Below are 23,020 nucleotides of genomic sequence, written 5' to 3' on the forward strand. Positions count from 1 at the left end.
CCTCACACGAGGGTCAGCGGACGGTTCCGTCCACTCATCGACGGTAAACCCGGCACAGACCCGCCACCAGTCGATCACGCGCCGGGCCGATCACGTCCCGCAGCCGGTCGTTTTCGCGGTCGACCGGTCACGCCCTCGGCAGGTCGTCGTCGCGGCCAACCGGTCACGCCCCGCAGCCGCCTGTCTGCGCGACCGGCCGCTCAAGAGCCGCCGCCCGGCCATCTCGCCGCCGTCGCTCAGGACCCGCCGCCCGTCCCCTGCGCGACAAACTCGCGCAGCGCACTGGCCAGCGCCTCGGGCTGGTCCTCCGCGATGAGCGTGCAGCTGTCCTCGATCTCCAGCAGCTGCCCCCGTGGCAGCAGTTCGGCCAGCCGCCTGCCGTGTTCGCGCGGCATCATCCGGTCCTCCGTCGCCCACACGACCAGCGCGGGCCGGTCGAACTTCCGCAGCCCGTCGACCGCCTCGAGGAGTTCGGTTTTGCGTACGCCCGAGTTGTAGCGCTTGAAGTCGGCCCTGATGGCCTTGTCGGTCAGCAGCGGACGCAGCCAGCCGTCGGCGATCTCGTCAGGTAAGGGTCGTTTGGTGAGCGCGCCGAGGCCGATGGGAAGCCGGCGCAGCGTCTTCAGCGCGAGGATGCGGGCCATCAGCCCGATGCCGCCGGGCACCTTGCACACAAGCGAGATCATCTTGCCGGGGGCGCCCGGTGGGTAGTTGTCGAAGGCTTCGCAGGAGATGAGCACAAGCCGGGCGAGCCGCTCGGGATGCCGTCCTGCGACGGTCTGGGCGCGGCCGCAGTCGTTCTCGACGAGGGTCACCTCGCTCAGTTCCAGGCGCTCAAGAAGCTCGGCGATCAGCTCGTTGACGGAGTCGGGACTGAGCGGGACGTCGGGGCGCATGGGGGTGCGGTGTGCGCCGTAGGGCAGGGTCGGGGCGATACAGCGGTGATCGCGCCCCAGGTCCGCGATGACCTTGCGCCAGACAGTGGCGTCGTGGACCAGCCCGTGCAGCAGGACGACGACGGGCCCCGGGCCGCCCGTGTCCTCGTACGCGATCGTCCCTGCGCTGAGCTCGATGTCCGGCATGGCGGCTCCCCTCGTGGAATAACGATGTTATGCGGACAGGAGGACCTCAAGGTGCGGGGCCGCCAGGCCGGGTCAGGGGAGCACGGCGGTGCCGTCCAGCTCCACCAGGGCCTCTTCGTCCCAGAGCCGTACCACACCGATCACCGCCATCGCGGGATAGTCGCGGCCTGCCAACCGCCGCCAGATACGGCCCAGTTCAGGGGCGTTGTCGCGGTAGTCGGCGACGTCGGTCGCATAGATGGTGACGCGGGCGAGGTCCTGCGGCGCTCCGCCTGCGGCCGCGAGCGCGGACAGCAGATTCGCCAGCGCCGTCTCGAACTGCTCGGGCAGGGTCGCACCGACCACCTTCCCGCCGGTGTCCAGCGCGGTCTGCCCGGCCAGGAACACCAGCCGCGATCCGGTGGCGGTGACGGCGTGCGAGAAGCCGGTGGGCGGCGAGAGCTCGGCCGGATTGTGGCGGTGCAGGCTCATGCGCTGGGCTCCTCGGCGGTTGCGTGCGACGACGCGTGCGACTCCTTCGCGGACAGCTCCTTGTACAGCTCCTTGGCGATGATCGTGCGCTGGACCTCCGTTGCGCCCTCGTAGATCCGCGGGGCGCGCACCTCCCGGTACAGATGCTCCAGCAAGTGGCCGCGCTGGAGCGCACGGGCGCCGTGCAGCTGGACCGCGGCGTCCACGACGTACTGGGCGGTCTCGGTCGCCAGGAGCTTCGCCATCGCGGACCGCTTCGGCACATCGGCGGCCCCTTCGTCGTACGCGGCGGCCGCCGCGTGGACGAGCAGCCGGGCGGCTTCCGTACGGGTGGCCATCTCGGCGACCTGGTGGGCGACGGACTGGAGGTCCTTGAGCGGGCCGCCGAAGGCGGTGCGGCGGGCGGTGTGGGCGATGGCCGCATCCAGCGCCGCCTGGGCCATGCCGACGGCGAAAGCGCCGACGCTCGGGCGGAAGAGATTGAGGGTGTTCATGGCGACGCGGAAGCCGCCGTCGGTCTCGCCGAGCACATCGTCCCTGGTCACGGGAGTGTCGTCGAAGGTCAGTGCGCCGATGGGATGCGGCGAGAGCATGTCCAGGGCGGTCCCGGTCAGCCCCGGCCGGTCGGCGGGGACGAGGAACGCGGTCACGCCACGCGCGCCCGCGCCCTCGGTCGTACGCGCGAAGACGCTGTAGAAGTCCGCCTCGGGGGCGTTGGAGATCCAGCACTTCTCGCCGCTCAGCCGCCAACCCTCCTGATCCGGAACGGCCTTGAGGGCGAGGGCCGCCGCGTCCGAGCCGGCGTCCGGCTCACTGAGCGCGAAGGCTGCGACGGCGCGCCCGGCGATCACCTCGGGCAGCCAGCGCTCCTGCTGTGCGGCGGTGCCCGCCTGGACGACGGGGTAGCTGCCCAGGCCCTGGAGGGCGAGGGCGGTCTCGGCCTCCGTACAGCCGTACGCCAGCGATTCGCGCAGCAGGCACAGCTCGAGCGCACCGGCCCCGAACAGGCGCCGCAACAGTCCCAGTTCGCCGAGAGCGGCGACCAACGGGCGGTTGACGCGGCCCGGCTCCGCCTTCTCCGCGAGCGGTCGCAGCCGCTCGCCGGCCAGGGTGCGCAGCTGCGCACACCAGGCGGTCTGTGCCGGATCGAGCGAAAATACGGGCATACGTGCCCCCATTTCGTGCGGCCGGGGGTGTCCCCTTGGAAAGCACCGTATCGCGGACCGTTGACTGTCGTCACCTTCACGATACGCTCGATTCGCGACCCCACCACGACAAGGGGGCGAACCATGGAGCTGTCACCGTCGGCCCACCTCGACACATTCGCGCGCGACCATCTCCCGCCCGCCGGGCAGTGGCCGGAACTTCTCTTCGAGCTACCCGATCTGCACTACCCGCAGCGCCTCAACTGCGGCGCCGAGCTGCTGGACCGTACGATCGAGCGCTTCGGCGCGGACCGGCCCGTCTTCCGCACCGGCGGCGGTGAGGTCTGGACGTACGGAGAGCTGCGCGATCAGGTCGACCGCATAGCGCATGTGCTCACCTCGGGTCTGGGCGTCGTCCCCGGCAACCGTGTCCTGCTGCGCGGGCCCACCACGCCATGGCTCGCTGCCTGCTGGCTGGCCGTGATGAAGGCGGGCGCGGTGGCGGTCACCGTCCTGGCCCAGCAACGGGCCAAGGAGCTGGCCACGGTGTGCGAGATCGCCGCCGTCAGCCATGCCCTGTGCGACATCCGCTCGCTCGACGATCTCGCGAAGGCCGAGGTGCCGGGGCTGCGGATCACGGCGTACGGCGGCGACTCCCCCGACGATCTGGTGCAGCTGGCCGCCGCCGCGGCGCCGGAGCCGTACGAGGCGGCCCGGACCGCGGCCGACGACGTTGCGCTGATCGCGTTCACCTCCGGCACGACCGGCCGCCCCAAGGGGTGTATGCACTTCCACCGCGATGTGCTGGCCGTTGCCGACACCTTCTCCGCCCACGTGCTGCGGCCCGAGCCCGACGATGTCTTCGCGGGCAGCCCACCGCTCGGGTTCACCTTCGGGCTCGGCGGCCTGGTGGTCTTCCCCATGCGCGCCGGGGCCTCGGCGCTGCTGCTCGAACAGGCAGGCCCCAGCCAGCTGTTGACCGCGATCGCCGCGCACCGGGTGTCCGTCCTGTTCACCGCGCCGACCGCGTACCGGGTGATGCTGGGCAGCCTCCACGCGCACGACATCCGCTCGCTGCGCCGCTGTGTGTCGGCCGGTGAGAATCTGCCGGCCGCCACCTGGCAGGAGTGGCAGGAACGGACCGGGCTGCGCATCATCAACGGCATCGGCGCCACCGAGCTGCTGCACATCTTCATCTCGGCGGCGGACGAGGCGATCAGACCGGGGACCACCGGGGTTCCGGTGCCGGGGTGGCAGGCGCGCGTGGTGGACCGCACCGGCAACCCGGTTGCGGACGGGGAGCCGGGACTGCTGGCCGTGCGCGGCCCGATCGGCTGCCGCTATCTGACCGACCCCCGGCAGCTGGAGTATGTGCACGACGGCTGGAATCTCACCGGTGACACGTATGTGCGTGAACCCGACGGCTATTTCCGCTATGTCGCCCGCGCCGACGACATGATCATCTCGGCCGGCTACAACATCGCGGGCCCGGAGGTGGAGGACGCGCTGCTGCAGCATCCGGACGTGGCGGAGGCCGCGGTCGTCGGCCACCCCGACGAGTTGCGAGGACAGATCGCGGTGGCGTACGTCGTCCTGCGCGAAGGGGTCCCCGCCGGCGACGAGACCGTCACCGCGCTCACCGAAGCGGTCAAGCAACGGCTGACACCGTACAAATGCCCGCGCGAGTTCGTCTTCCTCGACGCCCTTCCACGCACCCCCACCGGCAAGCTGCAGCGCTTCCGCCTGCGGGCCCTAAAGTGATCACGTGGCCGAGCAGCACACTCCCCGTTCCCTGATCGTCACCCTCTACGGCGCGTACGGACGCAGACGGCCAGGTCCCCTCCCCGTGGCCGAACTGATCCGTCTGCTTGCGGTACTCGGCGTCGACGCGCCGTCCGTGCGCTCATCGGTCTCCCGGCTCAAACGCCGCGGCCTGCTGGTGCCCGAGCGCACCAAGGACGGTGCGGCCGGCTACGCACTGTCGGCCGACGCCCGTCAGCTGCTCGACGACGGCGACCGGCGGATCTACACCCGCGAGTCCCCGCTGCTCTCCGACGGCTGGGTGCTCGCCGTCTTCTCGGTGCCCGAGGCCGAGCGCCACAAGCGCCATCTGATGCGTTCACGGCTGGGGCGGCTCGGCTTCGGGTCGGCGGCACCGGGGGTGTGGATCGCGCCCGCGCGACTGTACGAGGAGACACAGCACACGCTGCGCCGGCTCCAACTCGACCCGTACGTCGAGCTGTTCCGCGGCGAGCATCTCGGTTTCGCGGCGACGGCGCAGGCGGTGGCGCGCTGGTGGGACCTGGGCGCGATCGCCAAGGAGCACGAGGAGTTCCTGGATCTGCACGAGCCGGTGCTGCGGGCGTGGGAGGCGCGCGACGAGGTGCCCGCGCGGGAGGCGTACCGGGACTATCTGCCGGCACTGGACTCCTGGCGGCGGCTGCCGTACATCGATCCGGGGCTGCCGCCCGAACTGCTGCCGCAGGGCTGGCCGGGCGGCCGGTCCGCGGAGGTCTTCGCTCGCCTGCACGCGCTGCTGCGGGACGCGGGCGCGGCCTTCGTGCAACCGTGAACGGTGCGGCCTTCTTACAACCGTGCCTTCGTGCAACCGTGCCTTCGTGCAACCGTGAACGGTCCGCCCGCGTCGTATTCGGGCATGAGCGAGACCCCGGAGGACATACCCGGCACACCTGCCGGCATACCGGAGCCGCGGTGGCTGGTCGTCGCCAATGTCGTGCTGTGGCGTCGCTACGGCGACGGCGGCCAGGAGCTGCGACCGGGCACCAAGGCGTACAAGGGCGGGGCGAAGGTGTATGTCGTGTCCACCTATCCGGGCATGGGGCACGAACAGCTGACCACGGTCGGCCGCGGGCGGCACAACGGCCGCTGGATCACCATCGACACGGCGACCCGGCATCTGCACTCCTTCCGCGCCAAGCTCATCCACACCCCTGCCGTCCTGCGCCGGTACGCGGAATCCGCGTACGCACCGCCGATGACGCGGGAGCAGGCCGTGGAGCACGCCGCGATGCTGGAGCGGATCGCCGCGGACGGGCGGCGTACATATCACGGCGGCCCGCATCCCGATCCGTGCCGGTGCCACGAGTGCCTCAGTCCAGAGTGAGCCGGGGCCTGGGCGCGTCCGTGCGACCGGTCGGGGGTCTGCGGCTGCCTGCCCGGTACTGATCCGGCCAGATCGCCCCCGGTCCCGCGTAGTCCTGCTCGGCCGCCGCGTGCAACGTCCAGTGGGGGTCGTACAGATGCGGCCTCGCCAGCGCGCAGAGGTCCGCGCGGCCCGCGAGCAGGAGCGAGTTGACGTCGTCCCAGGAGGAGATCGCGCCGACCGCGATGACGGGGACGGAGAGGGTGTTGCGGATCCGGTCGGCGTACGGCGTCTGGTACGAGCGGCCGTACTCCGGCTGTTCGTCCGGCACGACCTGCCCCGTGGACACGTCGATCGCGTCCGCGCCATGGGCGGCGAAGGCTCGGGCGATCTCGACCGCGTCGTCGGCGGTGGTGCCGCCCGCGGCCCAGTCGGTGGCGGAGATGCGGACGGTCATGGGCCGGTCGTCGGGCCAGATGTCCCGGATCGTGTCGAAGACTTCGAGGGGGAAGCGCAGGCGATTGACGAGCGGGCCGCCGTAGGCGTCGGTCCGCCGGTTGGTGAGGGGCGAGAGGAAGCCGGAGAGCAGATAGCCGTGGGCGCAGTGCAGTTCGAGGAGGTCGAAGCCGCTGTGCACGGCCCGCCGGGTCGCCGAGGCGAACTGTTCGCGGATCTCGTCGAGCCCCGCGCTGTCCAGCTCCTGCGGGACCTGGTTGACGCCGGGGCGGTACGGGAGAGGTGAGGCGGCCGAGACGGCCCAGTTGCCCTCGGGAAGTGGTTCGTCGATCCCCTCCCACATGAGCTTGGTGGAGCCCTTGCGGCCGGAGTGGCCGAGTTGGACGCCGATCGCCGTGCCGGGCGACTGCTGGTGCACGAAGTCGGTGACGCGACGCCAGGCCGCGCCCTGCTGCGGGGTGTAGAGGCCGGTGCAGCCGGGGGTGATACGGCCCTCGGCGCTCACACAGACCATCTCGGTCATCACCAGGCCGGCGCCGCCGAGAGCCCGGGCGCCCAGGTGGACGAGATGGAAGTCGCCGGGGACACCGTCCACGGCGGAGTACATGTCCATGGGCGAGACGACGACCCGGTTGCGCAGCGTCAGTCCGCGCAGCCGGAAAGGCGTGAACATCGGGGGTGTGCCGGCCGGGCAGCCGAAGTCGCGCTCGACGGAGTCGGTGAACGCCGGGTCGCGCAGCCGCAGATTGTCGTGGGTGACGCGGCGGCTGCGGGTGAGCAGGTTGAAGGCGAACTGCCGGGCCGGCTGGTCGAGACAGGTGGCAACCTCCTCGAACCAGCGCAGGCTGGCGGCGGCCGCGCGCTGCGTCGACTCGACGACCGGGCGGCGCTCGGCTTCGTATGCGGCGAGGGCCTTGTCCAGCGTCGGGTGCTCCTCGATGCAGGCGACGAGCGCGAGTGCGTCCTCGACGGCGAGCTTGGTGCCGGAGCCGATGGAGAAGTGGGCGGTGTGGGCCGCGTCGCCGATCAGGACCGTATTGCCGTGGGACCAGCGGTCGTTGACGACGGTACGGAAGGCGATCCAGCTGGAGTTGTTGCCACGGAGCGGGCGGCCGCCGAGGGCGTCGGAGAAGATCTTGGCGCAGCGGTCGGCCGACTCCTGCTCGTCGCAGACATCGAGCCCGGCCGCGCGCCAGACCTCCTCACGCATCTCGACGATGACGGTGCTGGCGTCGGGCGAGAAGGGGTAGCCGTGCAGCTGCATCGCGCCGTGCTCGGTCTCGGCGATCTCGAAGCGGAAGGCGTTGAAGGCGAAGTCGGCGGCGAGCCAGATGTAGCGGCAGCGGTGGGTGGTGATGCGCGGGGCGAAGGCGTCGGCGTGTGCCTCGCGGGTGAGGCTGTTCACTCCGTCCGCGGCGATGACCAGGTCGTACGAGGCGCCGAGCGCGGCGGCGGGCGGGGCGGGGGTGCGGAAGAGAATCCGCACGCCGAGCTCGGCGCAACGCCGGTGCAGTACGTGCAGGAGCCTGCGCCGTCCGAGCGCGGCGAAGCCGTGCCCGCCGGAGGTGAGGGTGCGGCCGCGGTGGACGATGTCGATGTCGTCCCAGCGGACGAACTGCTCCTGGAGTGCGCGGTAGATGACGGGGTCGGCGTGCTCGATCCCGCCGAGGGTCTCGTCGGAGAGGACGACGCCGAAGCCGAAGGTGTCGTCGGGGGCGTTGCGCTCCCAGACGGTGATCTCGCGCTGGGGGTCGAGCCGTTTCAGAAGTGCCGCGGCGTAGAGCCCGCCGGGTCCGCCGCCGATGACGGCGACACGGAGGGCGCGTCGGGGTGCCTCGGCCGCGGTGGCCGTCGCCCGACCGGGCTCGGGGGCCCGGACCCTCTGCTCGGCCGGGGAGCGGGAGGTCGTGGGCGACTGCGGCGCGGGGGGCTTTTCCTCGCCCCGTCTCCCGTAACTGGGGGCAGGCCCCCAGACCCCCAGTACGCCCTTCGGGCGTGTCCTCAATCGCCGGACGGGCTTGATGTGCCCGGGCAATTCAAGCCCCGCCGGCGATTGAGGCGCGGGGGGTCGGGGGCGGAGCCCCCGGGGCGGACGGCGTGGCATCGTCAGCGCCCCCGCCACTTCGGCGCGCGCTTCTCCGTGAACGCCGCGTGGAACTCCGCATAGTCCTCGCCGTTCATCAGCAACGCCTGCGTCGCCGCGTCCAGCTCGACCGACGCGGCGAGCGGCATGTCGAGTTCGGCCGTGAGCAGCGCCTTCGTCTGGGCATACGCGAGGGCCGGGCCGTCCGCCAGGCGGCGGGCCAGTTCGGCTGCGCGGGCGTCCGCCCGGCCCTCCTCCGTCAGCTCGCTGAGCAGGCCGATCCTTTCGGCCTCGGGCGCGCGGACCGGTTCGCCGAGCATCAGCAGCCGGGTGGCATGGCCGAGCCCGACGACCCGCGGGAGCAGATACGCCGCCCCCATGTCGCCGCCCGACAGCCCCACCTTCGTGAAGAGGAACGCGAACCGCGCGGACGGGTCCGCGATACGGAAGTCCGCGGCCAGCGCCAGAACCGCACCGGCGCCCGCCGCCACGCCGTGCACGGCCGCGAGCACCGGGAACGGGCACTCACGCAGCGCCCGTACGACCTGTCCCGTCATCCGGTTGAAGTCGAGAAGCTGGGCCGTGTCCATGGCGAGCGTGGCGCCGATGATCTCGTCGACGTCGCCGCCCGAGCAGAATCCGCGCCCTTCCCCGCCCAGCACCAGCGCCCGGACCGAACGTTCCCGCGCCAGCTCGGCCAGCAGATCGCGGAGGTCGGCGTAGGCGCCGAAGGTGAGCGCATTGAGCTTCTCGGGCCGGGCGAGTGTGACGGTCGCGACCCCGTCGTCCGTGGTGAGCCGCAGATGGCGCCATTCCTGGGTGCGCTGCGCGGAGCCGGAAAAGGGGCTCATGGAGTGTGGCCTCCTTCAGCGGGCGGTCGGCTGCCTGCCTCTTGAAGTTATCACTCATACGTGACTCCCGTCACGAGTACGCAATACGCCGGTGGTGGCCGACTTGTATCCGGGCAAAGTTCCCGTTCCAGCTGTGGCACAGGTCCCATCCCGTTCGGGCCTCAGCACCTTGTTTGCCCGCTTGCGCCTCATAAGGTTGAAGACAGGACCACGCCCCGCGTCGTCGAACGGAACCCCGCACCTTGCTCGAAGCCTCCGGCCCCGCCTCCTGGCGCATCGCCCTGCCGCACACCACGGCCGCCGTGCCGATCGCCCGCGCCCTGATCCGCACGGCGCTGGCGGACATCGAGGTGTCCCCGGACAGCGACACGGCCGAGCTGCTCACGGCGGAGCTCGTCGCCAACGCGGTCGAGCACACCGACACCGGCACCCCCATCAAGCTGGTGGTGGAGCTGCTGCCGACGGGCTGCCAGGTGGAGGTCCATGACGGCGACCCGGCCCTGCCGGGGAATCTGACCAGGCCCGCGCACGGCTCCGGCCCCGGCCCCTGGCAGGAGCACGGCCGGGGTCTGCTGCTGATCCGCGCGCTGAGCTCGGCCTGCGGGCACCGCCCCACCGACAGCGGCAAGGCGGTCTGGTTCACGCTCCCGTCGCGGAGCTGACGACTGAAAAGCGGGGCTCGGGCATGCGAGCCCGAACCCCACTCATCGCGCTTGGCTTACGGCTGCCGCGTCTTTGCGGGCACGTCGGCGGAGGCGTCGGCAGGCTCCTCGGCGACGGGCCCGGCGAGGGTGGCGACCATGATCGCCTTGATCGTGTGCATGCGGTTCTCCGCCTCGTCGAACACGACGGAATGGTCCGACTCGAAGACCTCGTCCGTGACTTCGAGCTCGGTCAGGCCGTGCCGCTCATGGATCTCGCGGCCGACCTTGGTGCCCAGATCGTGGAAGGCCGGCAGGCAGTGCAGGAACTTCACATCCGCAGTGCCGGTGGCGCGCAGCACGTCCATCGTCACCGCGTACGGGCCGAGCAGCGCTATCCGCTCGTCCCACACCTCCTTCGGCTCCCCCATCGAGACCCACACGTCGGTGGCGACGAAGTCCGCCCCGCGCACGCCCTCCTTGACGTCCTCGGTGAGCGTGACGCGGGCGCCCGACACGGCGGCCAGCCTGCGTGCGAGGGCCACGATCGTCTCGTCCGGCCACAGCAGCCGGGGCGCGACGATCCGTACGTCCATGCCCAGCAGCGCGCCCGTGACCAGGTAGGAGTTGCCCATGTTGTAGCGGGCGTCACCGAGATAGGCGTACGCGACCCGGTCCAACGGCTTGTCGGTGTGCTCGGTCATCGTCAGCACATCGGCGAGCATCTGGGTGGGATGCCACTCATCGGTGAGCCCGTTGTACACGGGGACTCCGGCGTGCGTGGCCAGCTCCTCCAGAACACCCTGACCGTGCCCGCGGTACTCGATGGCGTCGTACATCCGGCCGAGCACGCGCGCGGTGTCCTTCACCGACTCCTTGTGCCCTATCTGCGAGCCGAACGGATCGAGGTAGGTGGTCGACGCGCCCTGGTCGGCGGCCGCGACCTCGAAGGCGCAGCGGGTCCGGGTGGATGTCTTCTCGAAGATCAGCGCGATGTTCCTGCCCCGCAGCCGCTGCACCTCGGCACCCGCCCGCTTGGCAGCCTTCAGCTCGGCGGCCAGGTCGATCAGGCCGTGGAACTCCTCGGCGGTGAAGTCCAGCTCCTTGAGGAAGTGGCGGCCTTCGAGATGTATCGCCATGGTGGCTGCTCCTGGGTCGCGGACGCGATGACCGTGGAAGTATATACGAGTCCCTGCATTGCTATACGGAGCCCCGGGGCTGCCGTCCCCGGGACCGCTGGACGGCATTGCTAGACGGCATCACGCTCGATCGGACAGCTCATACAGCGAGGGCCTCCCCGGCCACGCCCCAGTTCGCTGCCGGGGATCTCTATCACTTCGATGCCCTGTTTGCGCAGATGGGTATTGGTGGTGACATTGCGCTCGTATGCGACGACGACGCCGGGCTCCACGGCGAGGACGTTGCAGCCGTCGTCCCACTGCTCGCGTTCCGCCGCGTGCACGTCCTGGGTGGCCGTGAGCACCCTGATCTCCTTCAGGCCCAGCGCGGCGGCGATCGCGCTGTGCATCTGCTCGGGCGGATGGTCGGAGACCCTGAGCGCCATGGGGCCTTCGGCCGGTTCGATGGTGTACGAGCGGAGCATGCCGAGCCCCCCGTACTGGGTGAAGGTGTCGCGGTCGACCATCGTCATCACGGTGTCGAGATGCATGAGCGCCCGCCGCTTGGGCATGTCCAGCGCCACGATGGTCCGGGCCGAACCGGCGGCGAACAGCCCGCGCGCCAGCATCTCCACGGCCTGCGGAGTGGTGCGCTCGCTCATCCCGATCAGCACCGCGCCGTTGCCGATGACCAGGACGTCACCGCCCTCGATGGTGGAGGGGTAGTCGTCCTGCCCCTCCGACCAGTGGTGGAAATCTCCCGCCAGCGGGCCGGTGAAGTGGGGGTGGTGCTTGTAGATCGCCTCGAAGTGGACGGTCTCGCGCTGCCTGGCCGGCCAGCGCATCGCGTTGATGGAGACGCCGTCGTAGATCCAGGCGGAGGTGTCGCGGGTGAACAGGTGGTTGGGGAGGGGGCGCAGGAGAAAGTCGTCCAGGTCCATCACATGGAAGCGGACGGATGTCGGCTCGGTGTGACCGGCGAGGAACTCCCGCTTGGTCATCCCGCCGACCAGCGCCTCGACCAGCTCCTGAGTGGGCAGCTCGTCGAAGGCGGCCCGGAGGTGATCGGTGGCGAGCGGCCCGTACTCCTTCTCGGCGAAGACCCGGTCCAGAACGAGCTTTCTGGCTTCCGGGATCTCCAGCGACTCGCGCAGCAGATCGCCGAACAGGTGCACCTCGACGCCGCGGTCGCGCAGCACGTCCGCGAAGCCGTCGTGCTCCGCCCGGGCACGGCGCACCCACAGCACATCGTCGAAGAGCAGAGCGTCCTTGTTGCTCGGAGTGAGGCGCTTCAGCTCAAGATCGGGCCGGTGCAGTATGACCTGGCGCAGCCGCCCGGTCTCGGAGTCAACATGGAATCCCATGCCCCCATACTCGCCGCGCGGAGCCCGGTTCACCCGGCGAATGGCCCACTCATCTGCCGAATCCGCCGCCGGGAGTACGGGACGACCCGCGCGGGCCCCAGCCACGGGCTCCGGAACGGTCCCACCCGGCTGCACTCGTCGGCCCGACCGTGGCCGGGATCGTCCCGTCCGCGGGGCGCGTCGGGTCGCCCCGTGGCGTCCAGGGTCGTCCCGCCGCGCCCTGCCTGCGGGGAGGCGCCGGCAGTGCCTCCCCGCAAGCCGTGCGGCTGCGTTCACAGCCGGGGGTCGACCGGCTCCGACTCCAGCGCCAGCACCGCGAAGACCGCTTCGTGGATCCGCCACAGCGGCTCCCCGTCGGCCAGCCGGTCCAGGGCCTCGAGCCCCAGCGCGTACTCGCGCAGCGCGAGCGAGCGCTTGTGGTTCAGGAACCGGTTGCGCAGGCGCTCCAGGTTCTCCGGGCGGGTGTACTCGGGACCGTAGATGATCCGCAGGTACTCCCGGCCGCGGACCTTGATGCCGGGCTGTACCAGCCGGCCCTTCTCGTCCCTGGCGAGGGCCTGGAGCGGCTTGACGACCATGCCTTCGCCGCCCCTGCCGGTCATCTCCAGCCACCAGTCGACACCGGCCGCGACCGAGGCCTCGTCGCCGGTCTCGACGATCAGCCGGCGGGTGACCTGGAGCAGGCCCGTGGGGTCGTGCTCCACCAGCCGGTCCAGCCACGCCAGTTGCTCGTCGTGCGGCACAGCGGCGAGCGAACGCCCCTGCACGGCGAGGATCTGGAACGGAGCGAGCCGCACCCCGTCCAGGCCTTCGGTCGTCCAGCAATAGCGCCGGTACGCGTCGGTGAACGCGGCCGCGTCACCTGTGCGTTCGCGCTGCTTGGCCAGCAGTCCGTCCACCGGGACGCCACGCGCGACCGCTGCTTCGAGGGCCGCAGTGGCGACCGGCAGGACCGCGCCGGACGCGGCGCCGACCGCTGCGTACTGCGAGCGCAGCAGCCCGGACGCCTTGAGCGACCACGGCATCAGCTCGGCGTCCAGGAGCAGCCAGTCAGTGTCGAGTTCCTGCCACAGACCGGCCTCGGTGACCGCCGTACGCAGCCGGGCGAGGATCTCCTCGGTCACGGCCGGGTCGTCGAAGAAAGGCCGCCCGGTACGGGTGTGCAGCGCGCCGGTCGGTCCTTCGACCCCGAAGCGCTCGCGCGCCGCCGCGGCATCTCGGCAGACGAGCGCCACCGCCCGCGAGCCCATGTGCTTCTCCTCGCACACGACCTTCGCGACGCCGTCCGCGCGGTACTGCGCGAAGGCCTCGGCCGGATGCTCCAGAAAGGGTCCATCAGCGGCTCCGCCGCGGGCGTCCCCCTTCGATGTCGCGGTCGGCGACATCGTCGGCGGCAGGTAGGCGAGCAGCCGGGGGTCGACCGCGAAACGGCTCATGACTTCGAGCGCCGCCGCGGCGTTCTCCTCGCGCACGCCGATGCGGGCCATGTGCCGGGTCTCCACGACCCGCCGCCCCTGCACATCGGCGAGGTCCAGCGGCCGGCCCTCGCGGCCGCCGGGTGCCTCGGTGGCGAGGGGCTTGGCCGGCTCGTACCAGACCTTCTCGGCCGGTACGTCGACGAGCTCGCGCTCCGGCCAGCGCAGCGCGGTCATCTTTCCGCCGAAGACCGCACCGGTGTCCAGGCAGATGGTGTTGTTGATCCATGAGGTGTTGGGCACGGGTGTGTGGCCGTAGACCACGGCGGCCCGTCCTCGGTAGTCCTCCGCCCAGGGGTAGCGCACGGGCAGGCCGAACTCGTCGGTCTCGCCGGTCGTGTCGCCGTACAGCGCGTGCGAGCGGACCCGGCCGGAGGTGCGCCCGTGGTACTTCTCGGGCAGGCCCGCGTGGCAGACGACCAGCCTGCCCCCGTCGAGGACGTAATGGCTGACGAGTCCGTCGATGAACTCCCGCACCTGCTCGCGGAAGGCGTCGTCCTCCTTCTCCAACTGCTCGATGGTCTCGGCGAGTCCGTGCGTGTGCTGGACCTTTCTGCCCTTGAGCCAGCGTCCGAGCTTGTTCTCGTGGTTCCCGGGCACGCACAGCGCATTGCCGGAGGCGACCATGCTCATCACGCGGCGCAGTACGCCAGGGCTGTCCGGTCCCCGGTCGACGAGGTCACCGACGAACACAGCCGTACGCCCCTCGAGGTGTGCGCCGTCCACATAGCCGAGCGTGGCGAGCAGGGTCTCCAGCTCGGAACGGCAGCCGTGGACGTCGCCGATGATGTCGAACGGCCCCGTGAGGTGGGTGAGGTCGTTATAGCGGCGCTCCAGGACCACCTCGGCGGCCTCGGTCTCCTCCACGCTGCGCAGGATGTGGACCTTGCGGAAGCCCTCGCGCTCCAGCCCGCGCAGCGAGCGGCGCAGTTCGCGGCGATGGCGCTGGATGACATGGCGGGGCATGCCGGCCCGGTCGGGACGTGCGGCGTTGCGCTCGGCGCACACCTCTTCCGGCAGGTCGAGGACGATCGCGATCGGCAGCACGTCGTACTGGCGGGCCAGCTGCACCAGCTGCCTGCGGCTCTCGGGCTGCACGCTGGTGGCGTCGACGACGGTCAGCCGCCCGGCCGCCAGCCGCTTGCCCGCGATGTAGTGCAGTACGTCGAAGGCGTCGCCGCTCGCGCTCTGGTCGTTCTCGTCATCGGCGACGAGGCCGCGGCAGAAGTCCGAGGAGATGACCTCGGTGGGCTTGAAGTGCTTACGGGCGAAGGTGGACTTGCCGGATCCGGTGGCGCCGATCAGGACGACCAGCGACAGGTCGGTCACCGGGAGCGTGCGCCTCGCCGGCGCGGTGTTCGTGGTGGTGCTGGTCATGCTGCCTTCGCCTCCTTCACGGCTTCGGTCTTGTCGGTCCTGGTGAACACGGCCATCTGGGTCGGCGGGCCCACCTCGGGGTCGTCGGGGCCCACGGGGACGAACTCGACCCCGTAGCCCTCCCGTTCGGCGATGTTCTCCGCCCAGGCGCGGAACTCGGCGCGCGTCCACTCGAAGCGGTGGTCGCCGTGGCGCACATGCCCGGCGGGCAGCGTCTCCCAGCGGACGTTGTACTCGACGTTGGGCGTGGTGACGATCACCGTCCGCGGCCGGGCCGACCCGAACACGGCGTACTCCAGGGCGGGCAGCCGCGGCAGGTCGAGGTGCTCGATGACCTCGCTGAGCACGGCGGCGTCGTATCCGGCCAGTCGCTTGTCGGTGTAGGTGAGTGAGCCCTGCAGCAGCTTGACCCGTGCGGCCTGCCGCTCGCCCATCCGGTCCAGTTTCAGCCGGCGCCCGGCGATGGTCAGCGCGCGTACCGACACATCGACTCCGACGATCTCGGTGAAGCGCACATCCTTGAGCAGCGCCTGCACCAACTGGCCCTGACCGCAGCCCAGATCGAGCACCCGGCTCGCCCCGGCACCGTGCAGCGCCTGGAGAATCGCCTCCCGCCGCTGCTCGGCGAGCGGCACCGGTTTCTCCTCGGTGTCGGTCGTCTCGTCCACGGCGTTGTCCACGTCCTCGACCTCGAGGTCGTCGGACTCCGCGAGCCGCACCAGCTCGAGTCGCTCCATCGCCTGCCGGGTCAGCCCCCAGCGCCGGGACAGATAACGGCTCGTGATCAGCTTCTGCTCGGGATGCTCGGCCAGCCAGCCCTCGCCCGCCCGCAGCAGCTTGTCCACCTCGTCGGGCGCGACCCAGTAGTGCTTGGCGTCATCGAGCACCGGCAGCAGGACGTACAGCTGGCGCAGCGCCTCGGCGAGCCGCAGCTCCCCCTCCAGCACCAGGTGTACGTAACGCGAGTCGCCCCACTCGGGGAACTGCTCGTCCAGCGCCACCGGCTGCGCCTGCACCGATGCCCAGCCCAGCGGCCCGAAGAGCTTGTGGACCAGCTCCGCGCCACCGCGCGCGGGCAGCGCGGGAACCTCGATACGCAGCGGTATCGCGGCCTCGGCACGCTCGGGCAGCGCGGCGCAGACACCCCGCAGGGCGCTCTTGAAGACGGTGCTCATGGCAACGGACAGCAACGAGGACGCGGCGTACGGACGGTCGTTGACGTACTGCGCGAGCGCGGAATCGGGCGCACCGCCACGGCCCTTGCCCTTGCCGCGCCGCACCAGCGCCACCGGATCCACCTCCAGCAGCAGGGCGGCCGTGCAGCGCTCGGCGGATGCCTCGGGGTAGAAGACATGCGCCGTGCCGTGCGAGGTGGAGAACGCCTGCGCCTTGTCGGGGTGCTTGTGCAGCAGAAAGCCGAGGTCGGTGGCGGGACGTTCTGGAGTACCGCTCGTACTGATCGTCAGGAACATCCGACGCACCTCTTGATCTTTGCTTGCACGGGGTTGAAACGACTGTGACCTGCTAGGACGGGTTTCAGAGGCTATAGGAGGCAGTCGGAGCCAACCACTGGGTTTCGACCCCGATTCGACCCGGTCCGCCCGGAGGCAATCAGAGGCAACACCGGCAGCCCCTCGTGAAGTCCCGCGTAGCGCTGCCGGAGTTCCCGGGCAATGAGCCGGTTCAGCTGGACCCCAGCCTGGTGAACTCGGCTCCCTTGCCGCCGAACCGCAGGCGACTCAGCGCGTCGCTCAGGTGGAGGTCAGGCCGGGCACCCTGCCGCTCTTGAACGTCGGCGCACGAGGACTTGACCGGGGACGGCATGGAGATCCGCCGAGGGGCTCTGCTGATCGCTCCAGGGTGTGATGCGCACCTGTTGGCATGCGAAGCACGCAACCCCTGGTTGAAGAGACTGTCTGCCCGACAGGTGTGACGGTGGAGGCGTTGTGGCCGTTGTCCTCTCGACGGATTCCGTAAGCCCGTCCGACAGGCGGGACTACTGGAACGACGTCGTGTGCCAGACCTTCGTACCTCTGGACATCGCCACGGCCAAGGACAAGCCCTTCTTCGGGTCGGTTGCCACGGAGCGGCTCGGACATCTGCAGATTTCCACGGTCGACGCAGACCGGGAGCTGGTCCGGCGCAGCGGACGCCTTATATCGGAGTCCCGGGGCGAGTAGCTGCTCGTCGGTCTGCAGAGCCGTGGATGCCCTCGCACCGGCCTATGGAACCCGGAACCACGCAAGCGGCCGCGTGACCCACTGGGCGATGCTGAACTGGTCGGTCGGCCCTGCGGTTAGGCTGTGCATGTGCCCCGACCTGCCAATCCCCTCGTCCGCGAGAGTCTCCTCGACGCAGGACTGACCCTTTTTCATGCTCGCGGCTTCAACGCGGTGGGCATCAAGGAGATCACGGACACCGCCGGCGTCCCGAAGGGGTCGTTCTACAGCTACTACAGCAGCAAGAACGCCTTCGCGGCGGCGGTCCTCGACCGCTTCTGGGCCGGAATCCTCCGTCATCACGGCCCGATCCTCACCGACCCGTCCACCCCGCCGACGCGCCGCCTCGTCGCATTCTTCGAGGCCTTGACCCGGGACAATGCCGAGCGCGGGTTCGCGTTCGGGTGTCTCCTCGGCAATCTCGCTCTCGAACTCTCCGACGACAACGGGGAAGCACGGCTCCGGCTGACGAACATCATGGAGCAGTGGTCGGATCTCATCGCTGCCTGTCTGGCGCAAGCCGGGAACACCGCTGATGACGTCGTCGCGACGACCGAGACAACAGACCTGGCATCGATGATCATCGAGAGCTGGGAGGGAGCTGTCATGCGCGGCCGGATCGACCAGAGCCGCGCCCCGTACGACCGGTTCCTCACCGTCTCGCTGCCGCGACTGCTGGACGCAGTCGGGGTATCCGTCTGAAGGTCCAAAGCGCACACCCCGGCACTGCCTCACTGTGATGTAAGCCCCTTCGGTTCATTTATAGGCGACTGGTCGCTTATTATTTGGTGAGGGTCTCTTCCACCTCTCGGAGTCCCTTCCGTCTCTCGAACTCATGCCAACCAGGAGTCCGACACAGACGGCACCCAGACCGGCCTCCACGCGGAACCCTCGTCGATGCGCCGGTGGGCGGGGACGGCGACCCGCCGCTGGTGCGTGACCACCCGTTGCGGCAACCGCTCCCGTGTGACCCGCACCTACCAGCGCCACAAGATCGCCACCGCACAAGGGGAGACTGCGTCCGCCTTGGACGATTACGCAGGTTCTCCAGACTCTTGATCATGGCCCATCCCGCCGGCGGACCGTAGCGTCGCAGCCAGCCGTACCTGCGGCCGCAGCGAAGTCATCCACGGCCAGAAACGAATCAGTGGAAGGCACACCATGCGGTACGAGCAGGCTGCCACAGGGCTCTTCGTTCTCCCGGATCGCTGTGGGAACACTGACGTTCCACGGCGCGGGGACACCGCCGTGGAGTCGGATGCGGAACGTCCGTGCTCCTCGGGGAGCACGGCAGCAGGGCGGCGATGGCCTTGCTCCACGTCTGAGCAGGGGAGAGTTTGAGTGCCGGAACAACTGCGCTTCGCTGTTCTGGGGCCTGTCCGTGGCTGGTGCGGGCCGGACGAGGTGGACCTCGGGCCTCCGAAGCAGCGTGCGGTCCTTGCCATGCTGCTGCTCGGCGAAGGCGCACAGGTTCCGGTCGACGCGCTGGTCGACGCCGTCTGGGGGACCGGATCGCCGGGCTCGGCGGTAAGTTCGCTGCGCACCTACGTCCATCGGCTGCGTCGGCTGCTCGGCCCCCTGGCGATCCTTTCCGTGCGGGACGGATACCAGATGCATACGTCGCCCGAATCGCTCGATCTGGCTGCCTTCCGGGACCTCGTCGCCCGGGCCGACCGGGCGCGCCGCGACGGCGATGTCAAGACTGCCGCACGGCACCTGGACGACGCCCTCGCTCACTGGCAGGGGACCGCGCTGGGCGGAGTCCGCGGTGAGTATGCCCAAGCCCAGCGCGAACGGCTTGACCGACTGAGGCTTTCGGCCCTGGAGGCGAGCCTCGCGGTCCGGCTCGAACTCGGCGAGCACACCGATGTCGCAAGGGAGTTGGCGGCCCTGGTGGCCCAGCACCCGCTGGACGAACGGTTCCGGGAGATGCTGATGCTCGCCCTGTACCGGTCGGGACGCCAGGCGGAGGCGCTCGTGACGTACCGCGAGGCCCGCGCGGTACTCGCCGATGAGCTGGGTGTCGATCCGGGACCTGAACTCCGGCACATGTTCGAGCGCATCCTGCGGGCGGACGCCGGACTGATCGCCCCGCCCACGCCCACGCCCGCGCACCCGGCCGCGCCGACACCCGACCAGCCGACGCCGGCTCAGCTCCCCGCCGATCTGCCGGCCTTCGTCGGGCGTGCGGCGCAACTCGCACAGTTGGACCTGCTGCTTCCCGGCAACGGCGAGGTGCCCACGACCATCGTCGTCAGCGCCATCGCCGGCATGGCAGGAGTCGGCAAGAGCACCTTCGCCGTGCACTGGGCCCACCATGTCTCCTCCCGTTTCCCCGACGGTCAGCTCCACATCAACCTGAGGGGCTTCGATCCGGCCGGACTCCCCGTCTCCCCGGACCGGGCGCTGCGCACGCTTCTTGAGTCACTTGGGGCCGATCCGCTGAGCCTGCCGCAGGACGCCGACGCGCTGGTGGCCTGCTACCGCACACGGCTCGCCGGGCGGCGAGTGCTGCTCCTGCTGGACAACGCCCGAGACGCCCAGCAAGTGCGCCCGCTGCTGCCGGCGAGCCCCGGCTGCCTGGTGATCGTCACCAGCAGGAACCGGCTGTCCGGGCTCATTGCCGCGGACGGAGCCCAGCCCATCCACCTCGACGTGCTCTCTGCGACGGAGGCGCGCGACTTCCTCGTACGCAGGCTGGGCGCCGACCGGGTGGCCGCCGAGCCGACGGCCGTCGACGAGATCATCGAACACTGCGCCCGGCTGCCGCTCGCTCTGTCCATCGCGGCCGCGCGGGCGCTGACCCGCTCGGGCTTCCCTCTTGCGAGCCTCGTCGGCGAACTCGCCGACGGCCAAAACCGCCTGGACGCTTTCCACGACACCGACACGGCGGTCGACGTACGCGCCGTCTTCTCGTGGTCGTACCACGCCCTCACCCCCGCCGCCGCACGCCTGTTCCGACTGATCGCCCTGCATCCGGGCCCGGACACCTCGTTGACCGCCGCCGCAAGCCTCGCAGGCCTCAGCGCCCCGCACACCCACCAATTGCTGACCGAACTGACCCACTCCCACCTCATGGACGAACCCGTGCCCGGCCGGTACGCCGCCCACGACCTGCTGCGCACCTACGCCGGTGAGCTGGCCCGTGCCTACGACGCCCCGGAGGCGCACCACGCCGCGCGGGTCCGCGTCCTCGACCACTATCTGCACAGTGCCCACCGCGCAGGGCGGGCGTACTCTCCCGACCGGCCCGCGATCGTGCTGCCTGCCCCCTCCCGGGGCGTCCGGGCCGAGGAATTCGCCCCGCAGCCTGGGCACTCCGGCCCGGCCGCGGCCTGGTTCGACGCCGAACGGGCGGTGCTGGTGGCGGCCATCAGAACGGCGGCCGCTCATGGGCTCGACACGCACACCTGGCAGCTCGCCTGGGCCGTGGGACACTACCTGGACCGGAAGGGGCTGTGGCACGACCTCGAAGCCACACAGCACATCGCGATGGAGGCGGCAGAGCGTCTCGGCGACCCCCGTGCGCAGGCACACGTCCACCAGGGACTGGCGCGGGCCGCGACGGATCTGGGCCGGGTCGAAGAGGCACGGAACCGCATGGAGCGGGCGGTGGAGCTGTTCACCGCTGCCGGTGACGTGACCGCCTGCGCCGAGAGCAACCGGGCGCTGAGCCGGGCGGCCGAACTGCAGGGCGACCTGGAGGCAGCGCTCGCCCACGCCCAGCAGTCTCTCGCTCTGCACCGGGCTGCCGGCCACAGTGCGCGCACCGCCGCGGCACTCAACGCCGTCGGCTGGTGCCACACCCTCCTCGGGCAACACCAGCAGGCCCTCGACCACTGCCAGGAAGCCCTGACGATAAAGGAACTGCCCGACCGCCCCTACCTCAACGCAGACATCTGGGACAGCATCGGCCTCGCCCAGCACCATCTGGGCCGGTACACAGAGGCTGTCGCCAGCTACGAACAGGCCCTCGTCCTCTTCCATGAAGTCGGCGTCGCCCACGCCGAAGCGGGCACGCTGAGCCGCCTCGGGGACACCCACCACGTGGTGGGCCGCGTGGCCTCGGCGCGTGAGGCATGGGCCGAGGCCCTCGCCATCCTGGAACGGCTCGGCCATCCGGACGCGGAGGCCACCCGTGCGAAGCTCACGGGGCTCACAGAGAACCGACCTTGTTCCTGACGCGCTCATACAACTCCCTCGCCGGCTCACCCGGACGCGGTCCCGCGAGCCATTGCGGTGCCGAACAAACGCTCGGCCCGTCGGGGGCGAAGAAGACCTGCGGACCGAGCGTGCTACATGCTCTGGACGGTCCACAGCCCCTCCACGACAGGGTTGGAAAAGGCCGACAGGCCGGGGAATCGCAACCCCACCAGAGGAGTATCCGACCGGCCGGAGAGGCAGGTCAGTGGCCACCCGTCGCATCGCGCAGATTCGCGGTAATCGACTCGCCGAACGTGTGTGCGATGGTCGGCAGCAGTTTCTGCTGGGCCAACTCCCGGGCCGACTCAGTGGCTTCGCGGATGGCCGCGAGCACCAGTTCGGCGAGGCCCTCGGTGTCGTGCGGGTCGGCAGCCTCGGGCGCTATATCCAGCTTCTGCAGCTGCGCGGAGCCGTCGACCGTGGCTCGTACGGCACCGTTGCCGGAGGTGGCCTGGACCTGCAGCATGGTCAGCTCCTTATGCGCACTGAGCAGATTGCGCTGCATCGCCTGGGCCTGCTGGAGGAACTGTTGCATATCGGGGCGTTGCGCGCCCAGCGGGCTTGTCATGGTGAACTCCTGCCTCTTCCGGCCGGTTCGAGGGTGGTCAGACCAGGCGCCACTTCTGGTTGCTGCTGCCGGCGCAGGGCCACAGCTGCAGCCGGGCGCCATCCGCGGTACTGAAGTCCCTTACGTCGACGCACTTGTCGGCCTTGACATTGACCAGGTCCCCTGCGGTGGTGAAGCGCCACTGCTGGCTGGGGCTGCCGTTGCACTGGTAGACGTCGATCGCGGCGCCGTCCGCGGTCGAGCCCTCCAGCACGGACATGCACATCCCGAGCGAGCGGATGGTGCCGTCGTTGTAGAAGGTCCATTGCTGGTTGGGGTTGTTGCCGCAGCTGTAGATCTGCAGCACAGCCTTGTTCGGAGCGCTGTTGATGTGGTCGGTCACATCGATGCACTTGTTGGAGGCCTCACCCACGATGCGCGGCGTGGAGCCACCTGAGTCGCTGCTGTTCACCGACTGCTGGTTGGCTGACGACAGTTGCCGCTGCGGCGTGCCGCCACCCGAGGTGGATCCCGGACCGCCCTTGTCGCCGGAGCCGGTGGAGGCCGAAGCGGACGGACTCGGCGAGCCCTTGTGCGGGGTGTACGGCGGCGGAGCGTACCGCGCCGTGCCGCCGCCCCCGGCGGAGATGGACGGCGGGCGGTTGCCCTGCCGTTTGTTGCCCCCGGGCGGGGTCTTGCCCGGGCGTGGCAGGTTGTCCATGGCCGCGGCTCGCTCGGCCGCCCGGGCGCGGAGGGCCTGGTCGCGGTCGCGCTGGTAGTCGATCAACCTGCCGATGCCGAAGACACCGGCGCCCAGGACCACGATCACCAGGCCGACGGTGAGCACTCGTGCCAGCACACTGGGTGTGTCGCGATCCCCACGCT

General features: G+C 70.3%; 18 protein-coding genes. 7 read left to right on the plus strand and 11 right to left on the minus strand.

The window, feature by feature from the left end:
- Window positions 1–236 precede the first annotated feature (236 nt).
- From ACI2LP_RS04225 to ACI2LP_RS04235, 3 genes are all read right to left on the minus strand, one after another.
- The gene (locus tag ACI2LP_RS04225; protein WP_404722993.1) at window positions 237–1,082 is read right to left on the minus strand and encodes an alpha/beta fold hydrolase; all 846 of its coding nucleotides are present in this window, start codon (window positions 1,080–1,082) and stop codon (window positions 237–239) included.
- A gap of 72 nt (window positions 1,083–1,154) precedes the next feature.
- The gene (locus ACI2LP_RS04230) at window positions 1,155–1,553 is read right to left on the minus strand and encodes a RidA family protein (protein ID WP_404722994.1); all 399 of its coding nucleotides are present in this window, start codon (window positions 1,551–1,553) and stop codon (window positions 1,155–1,157) included.
- Complete coding sequence (locus ACI2LP_RS04235) at window positions 1,550–2,719, minus strand: acyl-CoA dehydrogenase family protein (RefSeq protein WP_404722995.1); 1,170 nt, start codon at window positions 2,717–2,719, stop codon at window positions 1,550–1,552. The genes ACI2LP_RS04230 and ACI2LP_RS04235 overlap by 4 nt, the downstream gene beginning before the upstream one ends.
- A gap of 123 nt (window positions 2,720–2,842) precedes the next feature.
- On the opposite strand from ACI2LP_RS04235, the gene ACI2LP_RS04240 reads away from it, so the two are divergent.
- The 3 genes from ACI2LP_RS04240 to ACI2LP_RS04250 all read left to right on the plus strand — a co-directional run bounded on the left by ACI2LP_RS04240 (window position 2,843) and on the right by ACI2LP_RS04250 (window position 5,822).
- A complete protein-coding gene (locus ACI2LP_RS04240; protein WP_404722996.1) occupies window positions 2,843–4,459 on the plus strand; it encodes an AMP-binding protein in 1,617 nt (538 codons plus the stop codon).
- Window positions 4,460–4,463: 4 nt separating this feature from the next.
- Window positions 4,464–5,270, plus strand: a complete 807-nt coding sequence (locus ACI2LP_RS04245) for a PaaX family transcriptional regulator C-terminal domain-containing protein (RefSeq protein WP_404722997.1) — start codon at window positions 4,464–4,466, stop codon at window positions 5,268–5,270.
- Between the two features lie 84 nt (window positions 5,271–5,354).
- Window positions 5,355–5,822: a hypothetical protein gene (locus tag ACI2LP_RS04250; protein WP_404722998.1), complete on the plus strand. Its 468-nt coding sequence runs from the start codon at window positions 5,355–5,357 to the stop codon at window positions 5,820–5,822.
- Here the strand turns inward: ACI2LP_RS04250 and ACI2LP_RS04255 are convergent.
- Together ACI2LP_RS04255 and ACI2LP_RS04260 are read right to left on the minus strand one after the other, a co-directional pair.
- Window positions 5,809–8,061, minus strand: coding sequence for a bifunctional salicylyl-CoA 5-hydroxylase/oxidoreductase (locus ACI2LP_RS04255; RefSeq protein ID WP_404723056.1), 2,253 nt, complete (start codon window positions 8,059–8,061; stop codon window positions 5,809–5,811). The genes ACI2LP_RS04250 and ACI2LP_RS04255 overlap by 14 nt on opposite strands.
- A 302-nt stretch (window positions 8,062–8,363) precedes the next feature.
- Window positions 8,364–9,191 (minus strand): enoyl-CoA hydratase family protein, encoded by an 828-nt coding sequence (locus ACI2LP_RS04260; RefSeq protein ID WP_404722999.1) that lies wholly within the window; start codon window positions 9,189–9,191, stop codon window positions 8,364–8,366.
- A 242-nt stretch (window positions 9,192–9,433) separates the two neighbouring features.
- Between ACI2LP_RS04260 and ACI2LP_RS04265 the strand changes: the two genes are divergently transcribed.
- A complete protein-coding gene (locus tag ACI2LP_RS04265) occupies window positions 9,434–9,853 on the plus strand; it encodes an ATP-binding protein (protein WP_404723000.1) in 420 nt (139 codons plus the stop codon).
- Window positions 9,854–9,909: 56 nt separating this feature from the next.
- On the opposite strand, the gene argF is transcribed toward ACI2LP_RS04265, so the two are convergent.
- The 4 genes from argF to ACI2LP_RS04285 all read right to left on the minus strand — a co-directional run bounded on the left by argF (window position 9,910) and on the right by ACI2LP_RS04285 (window position 16,638).
- The gene (gene argF / locus ACI2LP_RS04270; protein ID WP_404723001.1) at window positions 9,910–10,971 is read right to left on the minus strand and encodes an ornithine carbamoyltransferase; all 1,062 of its coding nucleotides are present in this window, start codon (window positions 10,969–10,971) and stop codon (window positions 9,910–9,912) included.
- 110 nt (window positions 10,972–11,081) lie between these two features.
- Window positions 11,082–12,314: an arginine deiminase gene (locus tag ACI2LP_RS04275; protein ID WP_360870460.1), complete on the minus strand. Its 1,233-nt coding sequence runs from the start codon at window positions 12,312–12,314 to the stop codon at window positions 11,082–11,084.
- Window positions 12,315–12,586: 272 nt separating this feature from the next.
- Complete coding sequence (locus tag ACI2LP_RS04280) at window positions 12,587–15,166, minus strand: polynucleotide kinase-phosphatase (RefSeq protein ID WP_404723002.1); 2,580 nt, start codon at window positions 15,164–15,166, stop codon at window positions 12,587–12,589.
- Window positions 15,163–16,638, minus strand: a complete 1,476-nt coding sequence (locus ACI2LP_RS04285; protein ID WP_404723003.1) for a 3' terminal RNA ribose 2'-O-methyltransferase Hen1 — start codon at window positions 16,636–16,638, stop codon at window positions 15,163–15,165. The genes ACI2LP_RS04280 and ACI2LP_RS04285 overlap by 4 nt, the downstream gene beginning before the upstream one ends.
- 474 nt (window positions 16,639–17,112) lie before the next feature.
- On the opposite strand from ACI2LP_RS04285, the gene ACI2LP_RS04290 reads away from it, so the two are divergent.
- The 3 genes from ACI2LP_RS04290 to ACI2LP_RS04300 all read left to right on the plus strand — a co-directional run bounded on the left by ACI2LP_RS04290 (window position 17,113) and on the right by ACI2LP_RS04300 (window position 21,567).
- On the plus strand, window positions 17,113–17,346 hold the full coding sequence (locus tag ACI2LP_RS04290) for a hypothetical protein (RefSeq protein WP_404723004.1): 234 nt from the start codon (window positions 17,113–17,115) through the stop codon (window positions 17,344–17,346).
- A gap of 129 nt (window positions 17,347–17,475) precedes the next feature.
- Complete coding sequence (locus ACI2LP_RS04295) at window positions 17,476–18,087, plus strand: TetR family transcriptional regulator C-terminal domain-containing protein (RefSeq protein ID WP_404723005.1); 612 nt, start codon at window positions 17,476–17,478, stop codon at window positions 18,085–18,087.
- A gap of 639 nt (window positions 18,088–18,726) precedes the next feature.
- A complete protein-coding gene (locus ACI2LP_RS04300) occupies window positions 18,727–21,567 on the plus strand; it encodes a BTAD domain-containing putative transcriptional regulator (RefSeq protein WP_404723006.1) in 2,841 nt (946 codons plus the stop codon).
- A gap of 223 nt (window positions 21,568–21,790) precedes the next feature.
- On the opposite strand, the gene ACI2LP_RS04305 is transcribed toward ACI2LP_RS04300, so the two are convergent.
- Entirely contained in the window at window positions 21,791–22,156 is a 366-nt protein-coding gene (locus tag ACI2LP_RS04305) for a YbaB/EbfC family nucleoid-associated protein (RefSeq protein WP_404723007.1), read from the minus strand.
- 37 nt (window positions 22,157–22,193) lie between these two features.
- Window positions 22,194–22,994, minus strand: a complete 801-nt coding sequence (locus tag ACI2LP_RS04310) for a ricin-type beta-trefoil lectin domain protein (protein WP_404723008.1) — start codon at window positions 22,992–22,994, stop codon at window positions 22,194–22,196.
- Window positions 22,995–23,020 lie beyond the last annotated feature (26 nt).

Source organism: Streptomyces sp. NPDC019890 (assembly GCF_044903445.1).
Taxonomy (GTDB): domain Bacteria; phylum Actinomycetota; class Actinomycetes; order Streptomycetales; family Streptomycetaceae; genus Streptomyces.